Genomic DNA, 18,153 nt, shown 5'->3' on the forward strand with positions numbered 1-18,153 from the left:
CCCTGTTGGGTTACATTCCAGCAGGGGACATTTTTATTTTGGCGTAAGGGGTTAAACGTATTTTGGAAAAGAGGGTCAATTTAGACTGGCAAAAGGGGGCAATTAACACTGGATTTTCCAAGAGGCATCGAATTAGGAGTATTAAGAAAAAAAAGACAATCTGTTTCATCAATCATATGAGTAATAGACATTAAAAGCATGTTGTGAACATGACTTGTCGAGTAGTTCCTTTTGCAATAGTTGTAATTTCCATTATCTGGATCATTGCGACTATATTTTTTATCAATATTTGCTAATAGTTTATCTGCTTTACCCCAAATTAGACTGTCAACAAAACACTTTATTCCCAATTTTTCATTTAAATAACCTGATAAAGCTAATGCCAAAGGCAAATCATCATGAGAATGAGAAATGAAAACATCGGCATCAACTTTTTTAAACCAATTATCCATTATCATATTTCCATCTAACACTGAATCTTTCAAAACTATAGATTCAATATCAGATATAATTCCAAAAGAGAGCTGTTCCATTAATTCTTCTCCCTTTTCTTTGTATCTACCATACAAACCTCCAAACGAAGATGTATCAACGTCTTTTATTTCGAAACCCTTATACATACCTTTTTCTTTTATACACAAAGGTATGTGTTTTTGTCAGATCACGAATAATAGTCAGCGTAATTATTTGTAATCCTATTATTTAGTCAACTCATTCTCTCCCTGAATCCGTCCTGCATGATTTGTCATATCCTCATTAATCTTAGTTCGAGTAACCTCCGCATAGATTTGAGTCGTTTTACTAGAAAGATGCCATTTGGCTAAGTGTCTCAAACAATCACTGCAATACTCCTTAGCGCCACTTCCTCCCATTAACTGCCACTTCTCTCTATTTCTCCACATCAACAAATATTCTCTATTTATTTGTAAGTAAATCATTGCAATGATAATAGTTTAAGTAAAAATTAAAAGAATATTTGATATGGAAATAATAGCAATCGAAAGGCAAACTTTCGAGCAAATAAAAGACCGACTAATGCACTTTGCCAAACAGATCAAAAAGCTTTGTGCAAACGACCAACCTAAAGGCAAATGGCTAGATAACCAAGATGCATGCGAACTTCTGAATATATCGAAACGCAGTCTACAATATTATCGTAATTGTGGTAAACTCTCATTCTCTCAAATCAATAACAAGTGCTATTACAAGGTTACTGATGTTGAGAAGCTACTGAAGGATTCATTCATCCAAAAACCAAGTAAGCCATGAAAGAAGAAATATTATTCGATTTGGATATTCTACTTGGCAATTGGGAAAGTGTAAATCTAAATCCCACAGTGATGATAAACAAAAACAAAGAAACTTATTTGTTGAGTATCATTTACATTTCTGAAACGACCCAACAGGCACAGCCTGCTACTTACGAAATTCTGTCTGATGATATTGGTTACTATATCTTAAGCAATCTCAAAAGAATAGATATTTCCTATATCAAGAGGTTTGATTTATTAACTCTCTCCACTTTAGGGGACTATATGCGAAACTAGGCTCATGGAAATTTTAAATAATAAATCAGAAGATGTTATATCTATCCTAAGTGTGTTGAATGAATCTTTAGAATCGATAGAAACAGCATTAAAAAATAGAACTCCACATTTGAAAGGAGAAAAATATTTGACAAATAACGATGTTAGTAAACTCTTGAATATAAGTACTCGATCTCTTCAAGATTGGCGAGATAATGGGACTATCGGTTATATTCAGATTTCGGGTAAGATTCTTTATCGACAATCGGATATTCTCAAATTATTAGAAGATAATTATGAAAAATCGTGGAGAGAAGATTAAATGAAAATAGAAAAGCGAGCTTTAAAAACTCGCTTTTCTTGTATCTAGCCAATAAGGACACTAACTAAACTTAGCTTCAACTTGTTGCATATCTCTTAATATAGAACTATCCAAAACTTTAGCATAGTGTTGAGTCATTTTTGTGCTAGAATGTCCCAGTATTTTGGACACATTTTCCAACGATACATTATTGGCTAAAAACACTACTGTAGCCGCGGTATGTCGGGCTACGTGAGTCGTAAGCCTCTTCCTAATACCGCATAAGTCAGCGATTTCCTTCAAATAAGAATTCATCTTTTGATTTGTTAATACAGGTAATAAAACACCATTTTTCAAGCATAGGGGATAGTCTTTATATTTATCGATAATTGCTTTGGCTGGACTCAATACAGGAATATTACACATATTACCAGTCTTTTCACGAGGTTTGCGAATCCACAGAGTATCAGTACCATCTTTCAGCAAATGTTCTGGTTTAAGATGTTTTACATCAACAAAAGCTAGACCAGTGAAAGCACAAAACACAAATATATCTCTCACAACTTCGAGTCTCTTGATAGTGAATTCCTTTTTTATCAGAATATCTAATTCTTCCTGAGATAGAAACTCAACACTAACTTGATCATGCTTAAATTGAATTCCCACAAAAGGGTCTTTCTTTATCCATTCGTTCGCAAGAGCAATGCGAATAACCTTTTTTAGACTTTTCAGATGCTTCAATGCTGAATTATGTTGCATATTTTTCTCGGTCTTCAAATAGAATTCTAAATCTTGAATAAATATGCGGTCAACTTCCCTCAATAATATATCATCTTTTTTATATGTATGTTTAATATAGGCTTTGAGAGCGTTTAGAGAAGTGTCGAACTTTTCGACTGTAGATATAGAAAAATCCTTTCCAACTAATGCACGGCATCGCTTATTATGGTCTGAATAGATTTCAATAAGTGTTTTCTGTGATTCATCCCTACCATATAGCTTATCTCGGATAGCATCTGCTGTTACTCGCTTACCATCAATTTCTAATTCCCGATGTATTTTTAGAATCTTTGCTCGCATCGTATCAATATAGCGATTGATTTCTGTTCCGACTTTTCCCGAAGATGTACAAGATTCTCTCGCCTGATTCCAATGGTCAACAGATACACTTCTTTTGATGGAAATATCTACTGCTCGATTATTGACAGTGATACGCATACAGATAGGAGCTTCCCCATTTCTTAATAATTTGTGCTTTCTGAGTAGAAAGTTCACATTGAATGTACTTTTCTTAAATCCCATGATTCATTCATTTTTACATTAACAAAATTACTACTAAAAGTCCATTTTGTTGATATGTAAAATATTGAATTATAGAGAATAAGCTACTGTAAAAGTGGGATATTTTCTTTCGTTTTTAAAGTCCCACGGCTAAGCCTTTTTTGACTGCTTTTTAATGGGATTTTCCACTGAGCTTCGACAACAAAATTTTCGCGGGCTTTTAGTTCTTTTCCAAGAAATGCATTTAAATAATTACGACTATCCAAACCTTCGGGGATAGATGCACCCAGCATATCTCCCAAAGAAGCAAGAATATCCATCTGACTAATCAAAGCGTCGGATTTCACCGGTTGAATTTTACCTTTCCAATACACAAACAAAGGCACATGGGTTCCTCCGTCAAATAAGCTGTACTTTCCACCACGCAAACCTCCACCAGGAGAATGCGAACCAACCAGTTCGGCTGCACCGTCTTTATACCCATCGTTAAGAACAGGCCCGTTATCACTGGAGAAAATAACGATCGTATTATCCAGAAGTCCTTCTCTTTCTAAATGAGCCAATAATTCACCTACGCACCAGTCTGCTTCTATAATCGCATCTCCTCGTGGCCCCATTGTTGTTTTTCCGGCAAAGCGTTCATGAGGTGCCCGTGGCACATGAGGTTGATGCAGACCGTAATATAAGAAGAAAGGGGAGTTTTTATGTTCTGTTATATATCCTTTAACCTTATCTATGAAATAATCGGCCATATCTTCGTCTTTCCATCGGGCTTTTTTTCCCCCTTTCATATAACCGATACGCGGTATACTATTGACTATGGAGTTGTTGTGTCCGTGCGCCCAGTTCATTTTCAGCATTTCGGGATTGGATATAGCAGTAGGTTCACCTTCGAAATTCTTTTCATAACTTATCTCTATAGGATCATTTGGGTCTAAGCCAACAACATTCCCGTTTTCCACATACACTGTAGGTACCCGGTCGTTAGTCGCAGCAATAAGACATGAATAATCAAATCCGATTTCTTTTGCACCCGGTTTTACTGTTTCGTTCCAGTTAACATTGCCACTCCCCATTCCTAAATGCCATTTACCAATAGCTCCTGTTGCATATCCGCAATTTTGCATCATTTTGGAAAGTGTATATTGATTTTCATCTATAATAAGGGGTGCATCACCCGGAAGGATCTTAACATCTTTATTTTTCCATGGATACATTCCCGTCATTAATGCATAACGGCTTGGGGTGGATGTTGCCGAGGTAGCATATCCATTAGTAAAGCAAACGCCTTCATGTGCTAGTCTGTCTATATTTGGAGTATGTATTGTTGTAGAACCATAGGCACTGACATCCCCAAAGCCTAAATCATCTGCGAGAATAACGATAATATTGGGCTTCTCTTCGGGTTGAGCAGCACATCCTATTAAAGACAATGTAGATAAATATAAGATTGAGTTTTTCATAGGTATTATGTACGTACTTTATTGTATTTCTGTACGCAAATATAGATTGTTTGACACCGATGAAATAGAAAATATGTGCAACTTACAGTACTATTGTTTTCAGAAGCATATATTTATTGAATGAAAGATGGCTATAGGGCTATTTTAGCATTTAGCTTATCGACAGACGATAAGAAAATTGCCAGAGCCAGTTTAGAATATCATAACAGACTATATTGTAGTTTTCAATTTGATTAAAGATGTTGGGTATTAAATGCCGGTGGGATAATTGTTCAATCAGCCAATAATTCTTACGATTCTGGAGATTTCGTTTTTAAATAGAGATAACAGAGGCTACTAATTTATTATATCGACAAGCTGCAGATAATATTTAGAAGGGATCCGCTTCGGACCAATATTTCCATAATTTTAATGGAAATATTGGTACCTTTTATTATAGCATAGAAAATGGGAAAATAGAGAATGTTCTAATGAAATTATTAATGGTTTTGAAATAACTATAACAGATGGTGTTATATGGTCATTTCATAAACTTGGCAGTTTCCAAAACACAATAGATTTGGTTGGTAGAGAATCAACCGAGTATTATCTAACTTAATGTTAAACTGCCACAATCTGGAGAATCCTGTCTAAACATCAAATAAGACCGACTTAGAATGTCGCGAAAAGTCCGATTAAATTCATTATAGCAAAGATATTCCAGAAGAAAAGGCACTCTGTAGAACTATAATTTCAGTTCTTCTTGTATTTGTTCCAATGTTTTGCCTTTTGTTTCGGGTATATATCTCTTTACAAAAATAAAAGCCAATACAGAAAATAAGGCATAAATCGCAAATAGAGCATAATCTCCCCAGTTGGAGCGGATTAAAGGAGCTGTGTAAACAGTTATGAACGTAAACACCCAGCTCACTGCTGTAGAAAAAGACATAGCCAGTCCTTTTATATCAGCAGGGTATATTTCCGATATAATAACCCACATTACAGGAGCGAAAGATGCTGCGAAAAAAGCAATATACAATAATAATGCGATCAGTACCAGAGTGGAGTTCCTGTCCGGTTGAGTAAACTGATAAGTAAGGAAAGATAATGCGATGGTCATTCCTATCGCCCCTGATAGCAACAATGTCTTGCGTCCTTTCTTATCCACCAAGCGAATAGCGACAATGGTCATTAAGAAATTAACCAGCCCGACGAGCATCGATTGTTGCAAAGCAGTTTCTCCTCCGACGCCTGCCGATTTCAGAATATCAGGGGCAAAGATAAGAACCGCATTTATCCCTGTTATTTGTTGAAATACAGCGATCAGTGTACCGATGAATACGATCTTTCCTGTTTTTCCTCTAAATAAGTCTTTGATAGAAATAGAGGTAGTGTTGTTATTCGATATTTTTAATTCTGATAATTCTTCAGGAATACCTCCTTCTATTTTTTCAAAGATAGTCAGGGATAACTCTTTTTTACCCTGCTTCAACAACCAACGCGGGCTTTCGGGAAAGGATATAATAAGGAAAATCAGGAATAGTACAGCGAAAACTGCAGGAATTCCCAGCATATACCTCCAGCTTTGGTCTCCCAGATCAACCAACAGATAATCCAGAAAGTAAGCTAAAAGGATTCCGATAGTTATCGCTAATTGATTAAACGACACCAGTGTTCCTCTCTTTTTTGCAGGTGCAACTTCCGAAATATACATGGGTCCAACTACAGATATTGAGCCTACGGTAATACCTATAAGAATACGGAAAGCGGTCAGCATAGTCAGACTATTGGATAATGCACAACCCAACGCTGAAATGATGAAAGAAATAGCAGCGAATATCATTATCTTTTTCCGGCCGAATCTTTCAGCCAGACTTCCCGTGAATAATGCCCCAATCAGACAACCGAGCATCATTGAGCCTGTAACCATTCCGAGGCCGCTGTTGCTTAATGAAAAATCGCTTTGCAACATTTCCGTAGCGCCTGAAATAGATGCCATATTAAGCCCAAACATCAATCCTCCATTAATCGCTACAAATGTGATCCAATATAAATATTTGCTGTTTTTCATGTTTTTATTATTTATTCATTTATTAAGGCGTCTGCTATTGATATTATTTTTAGCTGTTTCTCAAATTCATTCAGGGATAATGATGTGGTCACTTTTATACGATATTCTTTATCAGGAAGCAAATCAAAAAAGTTATCACTAAAGTGGTGATCAGTTCCATTTATCGATAAAAAGACACCTCGTGCAAATTTATCACTCTTTAAATTTATTTCATATCCGTCATCTATAACATGTATGTTTTTAGTTATTTGACAAGCCGAATATTGCATGTTCTTTTGTTCAGTCAGGAAAGAAATGTTTTCGTAATGCGGTTTTCTATCCATTTCTAAATAAGCATAAATGATAACATTTTCTTTTTTCTCTTCTTTCAGTTTTAATTCTAAAACTTTGGTGCTTGAATTTGGTGCAATAACAATATCCTTATTTATATCGGAGATAACTTTCCCATCCAGTGTTATAATCTGTATCCTTAATTTACTTTTCAGTTTTTCCAACTTGTCGGAAATAATATATACATCTAAGTTATTATTTTTCAGATCAGTCGATATCAATATTTCATCGAAAGCCTTTTTTGTAAAATAATGCTGCGCTTTCCATTGCCCGCAATAATCCCTGCTCGACCATGAGGCCACAGGCCAGCAATCGTTATGCTGCCAGTAAAGGCTACCCATACAGAATGGCATATCGCGCCGGTGTGCTTCCATGGCGATCTTCATGGCATCGCCTTGCAACAGTTGGCTGAGATACAGAAAGGATTCGAAATCTTTCGCTTTGCCATATTCATTGATAATGCATTTCTCTATTGTTTTATTGGCGTTCATTCCACCCCTTTGATGCCACATCATCACATCTGAATATATATTCATGTCACGGCTGTCGGATGTATATTTTTTCACAGTTTCGATCGTCGGAAAAGATTGAAAACCATATTCACTGAAATAACGGCTTCGAACATCGTTAAATGTTGAAATAGGAAGTCCCTGCTGCCAGGTGGCCCAGTAATGATAATCGCCCGAAGTCTCGCTTCGTGTGCCTTTCATGTCATTGAAAGGTGATGTAGGGAGATAGTAAGTCTCTGGGTTATGTTCTGCCACCGCTTCAGGTAACAGTTCGTGAAAAAGATCAAAATATTGTTTCAGAATAATATCAAAATGTTCCAGATTTTCCTTTTTATATTTTTCCATCCATCCCCAATTGAATATCGCATCCATAATCTCATTATTGCCGCACCAGAGAGCAAGCGATGCATGGTTACGCAAACGGCGAATGTTGTCTTTAGCTTCCTGTCTTATATTTTCTTTCATCTTATCGCCTAAAGGATATACACTGCAGGCGAATGTAAAGTCCTGCCAGACAAGAATGCCATTTTCATCACACAAATCATAAAATATATCATCCTCATAGATACCGCCTCCCCAGACACGTATCATATTCATATTGACATCTACTGCATCTTTTATCGTCTTCTCATAGTCGCTCCTTGTTAGACGGGGCAAAAAAACATCTCCGGGTATGTAGTTAACTCCTTTCGAGAATATTGGAACTCCATTCAGTTTAAAATAGAATGCCAAGCCTTCATTATCAGGCTTTCTGACTACTTCTATGGAACGGATACCAACGCGGGTTTTATCTTCATCGGCAGTCTCACCATTCAGTATCAGTTTTGTTTTGAAACTGTACAAATGAGGTTTACCCAGCCCGTTACTCCACCACAAGGTCGGATTCTTCAGTTTGAAGTTTACATTTACTATGTTTTTTCCTGCTGTCAGTTCAGATGAAGTTTCGGTTAATATCTTATCCGTGTTCTCGTCCAGTATTTGAATCTTTACTGTCTGTGCATCCTTATCTGATAATATTTCGATGCCAGTATCAATATCAGCATTGCGGGCTGTTACATTTTTCTGTATGTAATGTACATTCTCTATTTTCACATCATTCCATGCTTCCAGTATAACCGGTTTCCAGATACCGGAAGTAACCAACCGTGGCCCCCAGTCCCATCCGTAATGATATCCGGCCTTACGGGTATAAACACTGACTTTCGCATCGAACATTCCGCCGTTTTGCGATTGATCGTTAGATGCAAAATAAGTGATCGGACTGGCCTGCCATTCGGGCAACGCTTTTTTTATCGGGGAATAAAAATATATCCTTAGTTTATTATCTTTTTGTTTCAGTAATTTCTTTACATCTACTTTCCATTCACGGAACATGTTATCCGCTGCCAGTATTTTTTCCTCATTAAGATATACATCGGCATAAGTGTCCAATCCTTTGAAGAAAATAGAAATGTTATTCTTCTCAAAGATTTCGGATGATACGTCAAAATTTGTTTCATAGATCCAATCCTCCTTGTCTATCCATTGCATGGTTCGTTCATTGAGCTCGAAGAAAGGATCTTTTATCAATTTATTCTTGACAAGATCGGTATGCACTACTCCGGGTACTGTTGCCGGATACCAATTATCCAACCTGGCCTGTTTGAATTGCCAACTTTCATTTATCTGCATATAGATAGGTTTCTGTGCCAAAACTATGGAAGACAACATAATAAAACATAATACTGGTAAAAAATAAAAAAATCTCATATTTTGAAATTTAAATATACGAATTAGTATTTTAGCCTTTAACTGGTAGCCATTAGCTTTTAATAAAAAAGTTACAATCAACGATCGCCGAAGCGAAGGCGAGGCAAATGTTACACTATTGCAGGATTTTTATTGTGTATTTATTTTATTAAAACCTGACTTTCTATTTTTCAAAGATCGTTTTTAATAACTATTCCTACACCTAAAATATATAGATAAACTTTTCTATTTTAAATTAATTTACTTCTATGGCACAAAATCCACCCATACATCCTTCTTTTTTTGAGGAAAAGGAACAAACAAAAATAAATCAGGATTTTCTTCAAACAACTGATATATAGACTTATTATCCTTAATGCCTAAAGAAAGATATTTTTCAGGCGTTTTGCATATTAAAGATGAACTATTATAGAGGGGATTAGCCACCCATTCCAATGTATTATTCTCATCGAAATGCGGATACCAGGCAATACCCTTATGCTTCCTTACGCCATCATATTCAAATCCGTATTTTCGGTCACACCACGCCCCGAATGTCATTTCTTTGTCCGGATTCGCATTTATAGTGGCATGAGCCCAATAAGGCGGAACAATTACCACGTCTCCCTGCTTGGCATACACAGCAAAACAACGTCCCGGATCGTCTTCTGCATATTCCTGCATATATATAATGGCTTCACCCGACCATATTTCGTATACTTCGGGAGTAGACCAGTTGCTTACCGGTGAGACTTTATGTATATGTCCCTGACTGCGTATAGGCTCTGCACCTAATTTCCCGGCAGCAAATGTCACCACTCCAAACAAGAGGTGCCTGTCGATTAGCATCTCACGGTGTATTTTTTTTCCTACATCCATAGCAATGGAATAGACCACTTCCGGGCCATCGCAATCGGGTTGCATCAGGCTTTTCCGTATGTCGTCCAACCGTCTGTTTTCAACCTCAGGTCCAAACACATCATTTTCGTATAGAAAGCCTAAAGGATTACTGACAGGCTGAATTCCAAATCCGGGATCAAATTGAAGAATTTTCTTATCCATTGTGTCTCACATAAGCTTTGAGGGTAGCACATTCTTTCCCTTCCGATTCACCGAAAGGGCGTATTGTATATTCTTTCATAGCCTCGGGGATGATAAAAGTTTCGGCATAGTGCACAACAAACGGTTCGAATGCGTTTGTCGGACTTTCCACTATCGCCTCACGTCCTTCCACCAGGTTCAGTACATTTACACTACCGTTTGTTTTATGAGGTACTGTCTTGGAGAACCAATGACGGCGGGTTTCTATAAATTCGCACTCGTGCAATCCGGTTTTTTCTTCATGCCAGCCATCGCCTTCAGCCACCTTCACTATCTGATTGATACCTTCATTTTTCACCCAGTTTTCGTCCCTGTTCCATTGTATCACATTCTTTCCATGCTCGATATTGATAGGACGTGGCCTACCGTCGAGTCCAAGACGAGCCCAGTCCCATAGTTTGAAAGTGAATATAAAAGGAGTCGCGCTTATTTCAAATACCATCCCGTTAATCCCCGAACAATGTATTGTACCGGGAGGAATTAGTATATGGTCGTGCTTTTTTACAGGATATTTCCCGATATATTTATCTGCGTCGAATTTTCCTGTAGTCTGGGAATCTTCAAGTTCACTGATCATTTTATCCTTATCTATGCCGTTCTTCAGACCGAGATATACTACTGCATCTTCCCGGGCATCGAGCATATAATAGCTTTCTTCCTGCGTGTAGTGCATCCCGAACTTTTCCTGTATATATTCTGTCAGAGGATGCACCTGTAAGCTTAAATTACCTCCATCCATTGTATCGAGGAAATCGAAGCGAATAGGGAATTCATCTCCGAAACGGGCATGCACAGGTTTTCCCAACAAATCACAGGGATGTGCGAAAACCAAATCTATAGACGGCAATTCGAATTTCACATCGCCGAAACCAAGCAAGAGACTGTTCTCTTCAGGCACACAATCAAAGCACCATGCAAAGTTCTTTTGATCTCTGTCGAGGTCGCAGACTTCTTTCATCCATTGTCCGCCCCATGGTCCGGGATCGAAAAAAGGAACTACACGGAATGGCTGGCTTGCAGCCTGTTTCAGTCCTGCACGTATAGCCTTGGCCGTAGCCATTTTAGGTTCGTTTTTGATATTCGTGTCGAGGACGTAATCCCATTTTGGCATTAATTTCTTTTTGAATCGGTCACAGATGCGCCAGTCTACAAAAAAAGCTCTTTTATATTTCAGGGAAGCACGTTCGTCCTTATTATTAATACCGACATTGCTTATCTCATTCCTGCGGAAACGCATCTGTATTTCCCACCTTGCCATATCGGCATAGATAAGCATATCGGATTCCGGCTGAATATAAGCTGCGCCTGTACCAAAAATAATTATCATTTCATTTTTGGCTTCTTTTATTTGGTTTCGTACCGCTTCAACTCTTTGAGTATCGAAATAACAGTCGATATTCCGGCGTGTCATATAACCGAATATTTCATCGTCTGTTATATCTTCTTTCAGCAATGCATTGAGTTTATCATCTTCGAGCATTGCCGATGATGAATTCAGAATCAGTGCATCAGGAAATTTAGATAGAAAATTATCTTCAATTTCTTTTTCAAATACCCCAGGATAGCATTCTATGACAAGGATATTTTTTTTCCCAACTTTCTGTTGTAGTTTAATAGCTATTTCACTTCCTATCGCATTCCAACCCTGGAAACAATCTTTTATATAATCGTCCGGTAACTGAACCACCGGATATTTATCATAATTTGATTTATATTTTAGCGGATTCACTTTTTCTTATTTTATTTATTAAACAATATTCCGCGGCTAATACGGCTGCGTTATCTCCCAATTCTGAAGCTACGATCTCTACTTTCTGCGTAGGACACCATGCGTTTTCATCCACATAGCGGCGAAGAAACGGTAAGATTAAATTCTCACTTTTCATAATTCCTCCTCCTACGATCACTATCTGCGGATCGTACGCATGTATATAAGTGACGATTGCCGCTGCCCATACATTCAGGCATTCATTTATCAGCGATTGGGCTTCTTCATTCTCTTTCGACAGGCAGAACAGTTTTTCGAAAGTATAGTCTGTTGATTCTGCTTTAAATGCAGAGGATAAGTTATCGCTTTCTTCGATTATTCTTTGCAGGAAGAATGATGAGGCATGGGCTTCTACACATCCGATATTTCCACATGAGCATTTCCGTCCTTTGTAATCTACAACAAAATGTCCGCCCAGTGATCCCGCCTGGAAATGCTCTCCATACATGACTCTGCCATCCAGGATGACACCTGTACCTATTCCCGTTCCGAGAGTCATCATTACTACATTATTGAGGCCTTTTGCCGCGCCGTATTTCCATTCTCCTATTGCCGCAAGCCGGGCATCATTATCGATATAGAACGGTACTCCGAAATTTATTTCGCACCATGCTTCCAGATTCAACCGGCATGCATCATCATATTTTTCGTTCGTAGATAATACTTTGCTGTTAGTGGCATCTACTATACCCGGGAAAGCAAGGCCAATGCCGGTCAGCTCATTTACCAGAACATTATTTCTTTCGATAATATCCAGTATTGTCGATTTCAATCCCGGCAAATTGACTTCCAATCCGTTTTGCATATTAGACTCGAATGCAGAACAGTCTATAATTTGTCCGTTACCAATCAATCCCACCTTTACGAATGTACCTCCCAGATCGATTCCTATTGTATATGTTTCTTTCATTGTTTTTTATTTAATCAGTACAGGAACTCCATTTTTTTCTATCAGCCGCATGGCGAAATCATCTTTCGCGATCGATTTATAATCATGCCCGGCATCTGATGGCCAGCAGGCAGAGAATACCAGCTTTTGATAGCCGGTATTCGCTACACGATGGGCAACTTTTCCCGGTATATAATGCAGGCTTCCCGGAAACATTCTTTCAGCCCATACATTCCTGTCCATATCCATCATTATAAGCATTCCTTCACCTTCCACTCCCCAATAAAATTCGGCAGTATCGAGATTTGAATGAAAATGCCCCTTTGTCATAAAATATTCATCTCCCACTTTTCCCGGATAAATCGTTGTTATGCCGAAGAAAAGCCCTCCGGAAGTATTTTCCTTTACGGGAAGCAGGCTGCTGACATTGTATACTGTTTGCTGCAAATCCATATTGCGGAAAGCTTCTTTATCCAGAAATATATTCTCCAGATCGGATAGTTTGCGTGTGTCACATTTTACGCTCTCCCCGGTTAAAAGATTATTCGTGAATATTGCTTTTGGAAACAAAATTTTCGATTTATCCATGTTCGTTCTTTATTTTTTGAGACAATTTCTCCCTATCCATAAGATATTTCTATTTCATGGTAATGTATTCTTTGTATAATTAATCTGTACTTTTTACCTTTTATTTTCTCTTTAGAATATATTTAATCCTTCTGCCGACATGTATATTTCTCTCTTCTCCTGCAATGGTATTTCCACGTCTAAAATCCGGGTTTCACCAGGTAATAAATTAAAATACCCATCGGAAATATAAGCAGGGAGTATAATCTGACCGGTTTCTTTTTCCCGGGCGTTTAGCTTGACAGTCAGGGCTATATCCGGTGCCGTATTCTTAACTTCCGCTTTGAGTGATAGAATTCCGTTTTTATAATTAGTTCCTTTTTCTATGATTTTAATTCCGGCTTTTCCTATATCTGATATTTTAGTATAATCGTTACTGTCTTTCTGATTGATCCAGTAATCATTTACTGAAATCTGTTTTCCCTTGGCATCTTCCAATACTACCCTCACTAACAGCAATTCTTCTTGAATATCCGAAGGAATAGTCATCTCACCGCAATTAGTTGCACTATTCTCTCCGATGTTCACTTTCAGTTGTTTGTTGAAAAGCTTTTTCCCTTTTAAATCATATATTCCAAAGCAAACTTTAGCTGAAGGCAGACTTGCCAAGGTTGTGTTTATAACCTGTAACTGGTTGTTGATACAATTCCATTGAATATGCACAGGTTCACAGGCCTTTTTTGCTCCGAAATACGATCCGGGAGTTTCATAATCATAAGAATATGTCTGCCATGTCATACTGGGCCATGCCGGATGGCTCATCCACAGCAGTATTCCGCTGGCATGGTTCCACATTTTGTTATTCCACGCCTCCAGCATATTACGGTAGAGGATGTAATTCTTGAACTGTGCCCGGGCTGCAAATTCATCTATATTTTTGCTTTCCTCTTTACCTATACGGTTTACATCCCGGATATAATCTTTCCAGTCGAAACTTTCGATGTGCAGGTCGTGGTAATACCATACGTCTCCTATCGGCCAAAGGTCTTCTTTTGCTATGAATTTGCGGATAGTATTGGCTGTGGGTACGGATGGTGCTCCCAGTTCGGTAGTGAATCCATCAGAACGCTCTGTCAGGTAATCCATAGACTTAACAAGATAGTGCCATGGCCCGCTGGGACGAAGGTTGAGTTTCATCGAGTTTCCATGATAATGGCGAGTTCCGTCGTTCTCTATGATTATTTTCTGAAAACCATCTTCCAGTGCAACAGGAGCATAACCTTCATTACGAGGGCACCAGATAGCAATGGACGGATGATTGCGGAAACGGCGGACAATGTCTTCCGCATTATCAAGAAAGAGTTTATGATCTAATGGTTCAAGATTGAATGTCTGTGTCGACATCATGTAATCGTTCCACACGAGTAATCCGTATTCATCACACAGCGTGTAAAACAATTCCTCGGTTGTTTCACCTGTCCAGTTGCGCACCATAGTGAAGCCCATCTCCTTATGGAGTTTGATATACGGTTCGAGTCTTTCCCTCGATACCCGCTTCATCCCGTCATCCATTCCCCAGTTTCCTCCGCGGCAGAATATTCTTTTGCCATTAATCAGGATAGTCAGGTAAGGATTATCTTTTTCTTCGCTAGCGGTTATTCTGTTGATATATTTTTCTGCCCCCTTCTCAAAAGTCGGCACAAAGATGTCCGGATATTGAGTATTTTCCAGTTTTACCGCATTCTTATTATTGAATAAAGGTTTACCTACATCTCTTGCATCGGTAGGGCTGTAGTTGAAGCGAATATTCTCTTTGGCTTCCGATTGCGCCATCAGTTCATAAGATAATTCCCTTACACCGAAACGGATGTTTTTGGTTTGTAATATCTTATTTTCCTGTTCTATCGACAATTCAAGATTATAGAGATATTGGCTTCCGTAACCGTTTGGCCACCACAATTGTGGATTTTGCATCCTCAACTGGCTGAACTCATTTTTGTCAATCGTTACTTCTTTCTTTTCGTTGCGGCTTAGCGTAATCTCTTTTGAGAAAGTTATGTTATTTATTTTCCCTTTTAATGTCAACCTTTGAGTCTGCCCTGTGATATTTTCCAGTGTTGTTTTTATTGTTAAGTCAGCATAAGATGTATCAGGTAAAGGTAAATCGGTAATTACAAAAGGATCCTGAATCTTAACTTTATTCGTTTTTACCAGCTTAACATCTTGCCATATACCAATATTCCTGTCTCTCATTCCCGGTATCCAGTCCCATCCTTCGGATGAGATAAAAGTGGGGCCGTCGAGGCATAAAACTCCTCCGTTGCCACCGAATGACAGCTTATTTTGTTCATGAGGTATTCCCGGATTATTTGGTGGAAAGATATGGATAGCCAAAATGTTCTTTCCATTTTTCTTCAATATCCCTTTTGTAGGAAAAATACCTCTTTTAAATGCTCCTGCGATATTCCCGAGCCGTTGCCCGTTCAGCCATACATCAGCTTTGTAATTGATACCGTTCAATAAAAGTTCATATTCGGAATCGAGGACATCTGCTGGAATATCAAAGGTTACACGATACCACCAATCCATACGGCATAACGTATCGGGGATATGTAGATTATTGAGACTATAATAAGGATCAGGATATATTCCCTGATCGACTAGGGTAGTCAATACAGTTCCGGGAACAGTCGCGTTATACCAGCCGGTATTACCTGAAGAAGTCTTCCATAAAGAATTACCTTCTTCAAACAGCTTATAAGCTTCCATCATTTCCCAACCTTTGCTTATAGTAAAATTGCCTTCATCGTCTTTTTGCAACTCTCCGTTAATATACTGATAAACTTTAGGGGTAGGAGGGATGAAAGTTGCCTTTGACTTCGGCAATTCACTTTCCGGTTGTTTCGATTGTAGCCCGAAATTGAGTTCGTATTGGGCATTCAGATTTTGAAAACCTGTAATAAACATAAATAATATAATAATCCCAAATATCTTTTTCATCTCGCCGTCTATTTTTGAAGTATTTTGTCATACATCGCTTCTTGCAGGAAACGATAACTATCCTTAGTTATATGTATATTGTCATCGGTAAAATATTCCTTGATCAATTTTCCTTTTTTATCAAAAAAACAATCCCATATATTTACATAATCTATATAATCGTACTTGGCAGCATATTCGGCTACCAGTTGATTTGCCTTCTTATATTTTTTGAATGAATGCGTCCGTGCCGTGCTTGGCTTTATGGATGCAAACATTATTTTAGCATACGGAAAATGATAGTGAATAAGCCTGGTCATGCATATTACATCTTCCATATATTGTTCCGGAGTCGTAGGAGTATCATTCAGGTCATTATCTCCGGAATAAATCACAACTTGTTTCGGATTGAACGGTTTTACAACCTTATCAAAAAAATAGATCTGGTCGCATAACATAGAGCCTCCGAAAGCCCTGTTCACGACTTTAGAGCCAGGAAAATAATCTGCGACATTTCCCCAACGTGTAAAAGTAGAACTGCCAATAAATAGAACGCAATCCTGAATAATGCCTTCTATCCGATTTTTTTCGTCGAGTTCGGCAATTTTTTCTGCCCACATTTCAGCCCGTTGATACTGAGCGGAAAGGAGAATAGTATTAAATATCAAACAAATAAAAAATATATTTTTTTTCATCATAAACAAAGGTAAATCAGGAGCAAGGAGGAGTTAGTTTTCCACTCTGCTCCCGATTAGAATTCAAAAATTTGTTCAGCCTAAAATCCCATTATTCTTTTACTTTAAATTTCCAATACCATCCTTCCCATCCATTGGGACTGATAATTGCAAGAACCATTTCATTTTCGGTGAGTTTTAATATTTCGTAAGTGTGGACAATAGGTTGACCGGGTGCATTCGGGGAGATTCCATGCATTACCGAAGCATCAGGAATATTAAGCTGGCCTATAGACCAATCAGTTACACCATCCGCCGACAGGATTTTCTTTGTCATATCAAATGAGAAAGAGCTTGTTCCAACCACACTTCCGCTACCGTTCTTTTTAGTGAAATTGGCCTTCATATTTAAGTCGAAAGTCATTGTCCCATTCATTCCTACTGTAGGATCGTTTGTATCCATTGATGCGGCGGAGTTTTGCGCCCATGCAGGCCCGTAGTCCACAATTGCTGCTCCGTTTCCAAAAACCACATCACCAGGATCGTTGAAGTCCCACATCCAGGTCTTGCCATTTGCGTCGTAACCCGCTAACAGATTCCATGTTTCGTCAACGGGGAATGCTATTTTATCAACTTGTACTGTTTGGCTTTTTGTCTCTGTTCCTCCGTTGGATATTCCGGTGAATGTAATTGGGAGATTACCCAAAAACGGTACAATAACTGTATCTTGCTGACGCGACGAGAATCCTGAACCATAATCCCAGAATGAGCCGACGCCATAGGTGCTGTTCTTCATTACGATCTTGTTACTAGCCACATTATCTACTAAAATTGAGTAGGTCTCCAGTTTAAAGTCACTTGCAGGCACTATCCCTCCCATACTTTCTCTATCCTCGATAGGATCGCAAGAGAACATAAATATCAGAGAGAATAAAATGGAATATATTAATGTTATTTTTTTCATATTCTTCAATTTAAAAATTCACA

The 18,153-nt window shown here is 38.2% G+C and carries 15 protein-coding genes and 1 pseudogene; 3 read left to right on the top strand and 13 right to left on the bottom strand.

Annotated features, from left to right (window positions below):
- Window positions 1-80 precede the first annotated feature (80 nt).
- Both LDB17_RS00560 and LDB17_RS00565 read right to left on the bottom strand, forming a co-directional pair.
- Complete coding sequence (locus LDB17_RS00560) at window positions 81-641, bottom strand: toll/interleukin-1 receptor domain-containing protein (RefSeq protein WP_252639578.1); 561 nt, start codon at window positions 639-641, stop codon at window positions 81-83.
- A 57-nt stretch (window positions 642-698) separates the two neighbouring features.
- Entirely contained in the window at window positions 699-902 is a 204-nt protein-coding gene (locus LDB17_RS00565; protein WP_252639579.1) for a hypothetical protein, read from the bottom strand.
- A 79-nt stretch (window positions 903-981) separates the two neighbouring features.
- On the opposite strand from LDB17_RS00565, the gene LDB17_RS00570 reads away from it, so the two are divergent.
- From LDB17_RS00570 to LDB17_RS00580, 3 genes are read left to right on the top strand one after another with little or no spacing between them, the layout of a single operon-like run.
- Window positions 982-1,269 (top strand): helix-turn-helix domain-containing protein, encoded by a 288-nt coding sequence (locus LDB17_RS00570; RefSeq protein WP_252639580.1) that lies wholly within the window; start codon window positions 982-984, stop codon window positions 1,267-1,269.
- Window positions 1,266-1,547 carry a DUF3876 domain-containing protein gene (locus LDB17_RS00575; protein WP_252639581.1) on the top strand — a complete coding sequence of 94 codons (282 nt, stop codon included), beginning with the start codon at window positions 1,266-1,268 and terminating at the stop codon, window positions 1,545-1,547. The genes LDB17_RS00570 and LDB17_RS00575 overlap by 4 nt, the downstream gene beginning before the upstream one ends.
- 4 nt (window positions 1,548-1,551) lie before the next feature.
- The gene (locus LDB17_RS00580) at window positions 1,552-1,848 is read left to right on the top strand and encodes a helix-turn-helix domain-containing protein (protein ID WP_252639582.1); all 297 of its coding nucleotides are present in this window, start codon (window positions 1,552-1,554) and stop codon (window positions 1,846-1,848) included.
- Between the two features lie 60 nt (window positions 1,849-1,908).
- Here the strand turns inward: LDB17_RS00580 and LDB17_RS00585 are convergent, their stop codons facing one another.
- The 11 genes and pseudogenes from LDB17_RS00585 to LDB17_RS00635 all read right to left on the bottom strand — a co-directional run bounded on the left by LDB17_RS00585 (window position 1,909) and on the right by LDB17_RS00635 (window position 18,130).
- Window positions 1,909-3,129, bottom strand: a complete 1,221-nt coding sequence (locus tag LDB17_RS00585) for a site-specific integrase (RefSeq protein WP_252639583.1) — start codon at window positions 3,127-3,129, stop codon at window positions 1,909-1,911.
- A 146-nt stretch (window positions 3,130-3,275) separates the two neighbouring features.
- Window positions 3,276-4,571, bottom strand: a pseudogene (locus LDB17_RS00590) (sulfatase-like hydrolase/transferase); the annotation flags it as partial.
- Window positions 4,572-5,295: 724 nt separating this feature from the next.
- Window positions 5,296-6,621 (bottom strand): sugar porter family MFS transporter, encoded by a 1,326-nt coding sequence (locus LDB17_RS00595; RefSeq protein WP_252639585.1) that lies wholly within the window; start codon window positions 6,619-6,621, stop codon window positions 5,296-5,298.
- A gap of 11 nt (window positions 6,622-6,632) precedes the next feature.
- On the bottom strand, window positions 6,633-9,131 hold the full coding sequence (locus tag LDB17_RS00600) for a glycoside hydrolase family 2 protein (RefSeq protein ID WP_393924827.1): 2,499 nt from the start codon (window positions 9,129-9,131) through the stop codon (window positions 6,633-6,635).
- Between the two features lie 324 nt (window positions 9,132-9,455).
- Window positions 9,456-10,250 (bottom strand): glucose-6-phosphate isomerase family protein, encoded by a 795-nt coding sequence (locus LDB17_RS00605; RefSeq protein WP_252639587.1) that lies wholly within the window; start codon window positions 10,248-10,250, stop codon window positions 9,456-9,458.
- Window positions 10,243-12,018, bottom strand: coding sequence for a class I mannose-6-phosphate isomerase (locus tag LDB17_RS00610; RefSeq protein WP_252639588.1), 1,776 nt, complete (start codon window positions 12,016-12,018; stop codon window positions 10,243-10,245). The genes LDB17_RS00605 and LDB17_RS00610 overlap by 8 nt, the downstream gene beginning before the upstream one ends.
- Window positions 11,999-12,967, bottom strand: a complete 969-nt coding sequence (locus tag LDB17_RS00615; protein WP_252639589.1) for an ROK family protein — start codon at window positions 12,965-12,967, stop codon at window positions 11,999-12,001. Before LDB17_RS00615 ends, LDB17_RS00610 begins: the two co-directional genes overlap by 20 nt.
- A 6-nt stretch (window positions 12,968-12,973) precedes the next feature.
- The gene (locus LDB17_RS00620) at window positions 12,974-13,534 is read right to left on the bottom strand and encodes a glucose-6-phosphate isomerase family protein (RefSeq protein ID WP_252639591.1); all 561 of its coding nucleotides are present in this window, start codon (window positions 13,532-13,534) and stop codon (window positions 12,974-12,976) included.
- Window positions 13,535-13,645: 111 nt separating this feature from the next.
- Window positions 13,646-16,513, bottom strand: coding sequence for a glycoside hydrolase family 2 TIM barrel-domain containing protein (locus tag LDB17_RS00625; RefSeq protein WP_252639592.1), 2,868 nt, complete (start codon window positions 16,511-16,513; stop codon window positions 13,646-13,648).
- 8 nt (window positions 16,514-16,521) lie between these two features.
- The gene (locus tag LDB17_RS00630; protein WP_252639594.1) at window positions 16,522-17,112 is read right to left on the bottom strand and encodes a GDSL-type esterase/lipase family protein; all 591 of its coding nucleotides are present in this window, start codon (window positions 17,110-17,112) and stop codon (window positions 16,522-16,524) included.
- A 166-nt stretch (window positions 17,113-17,278) separates the two neighbouring features.
- The gene (locus tag LDB17_RS00635; RefSeq protein ID WP_252639595.1) at window positions 17,279-18,130 is read right to left on the bottom strand and encodes a hypothetical protein; all 852 of its coding nucleotides are present in this window, start codon (window positions 18,128-18,130) and stop codon (window positions 17,279-17,281) included.
- Window positions 18,131-18,153: the final 23 nt, after the last annotated feature.

It is taken from the genome of Dysgonomonas sp. Shenzhen-Wh21, from assembly GCF_043392705.1.
In the GTDB taxonomy this organism is placed as follows: domain Bacteria; phylum Bacteroidota; class Bacteroidia; order Bacteroidales; family Dysgonomonadaceae; genus Dysgonomonas.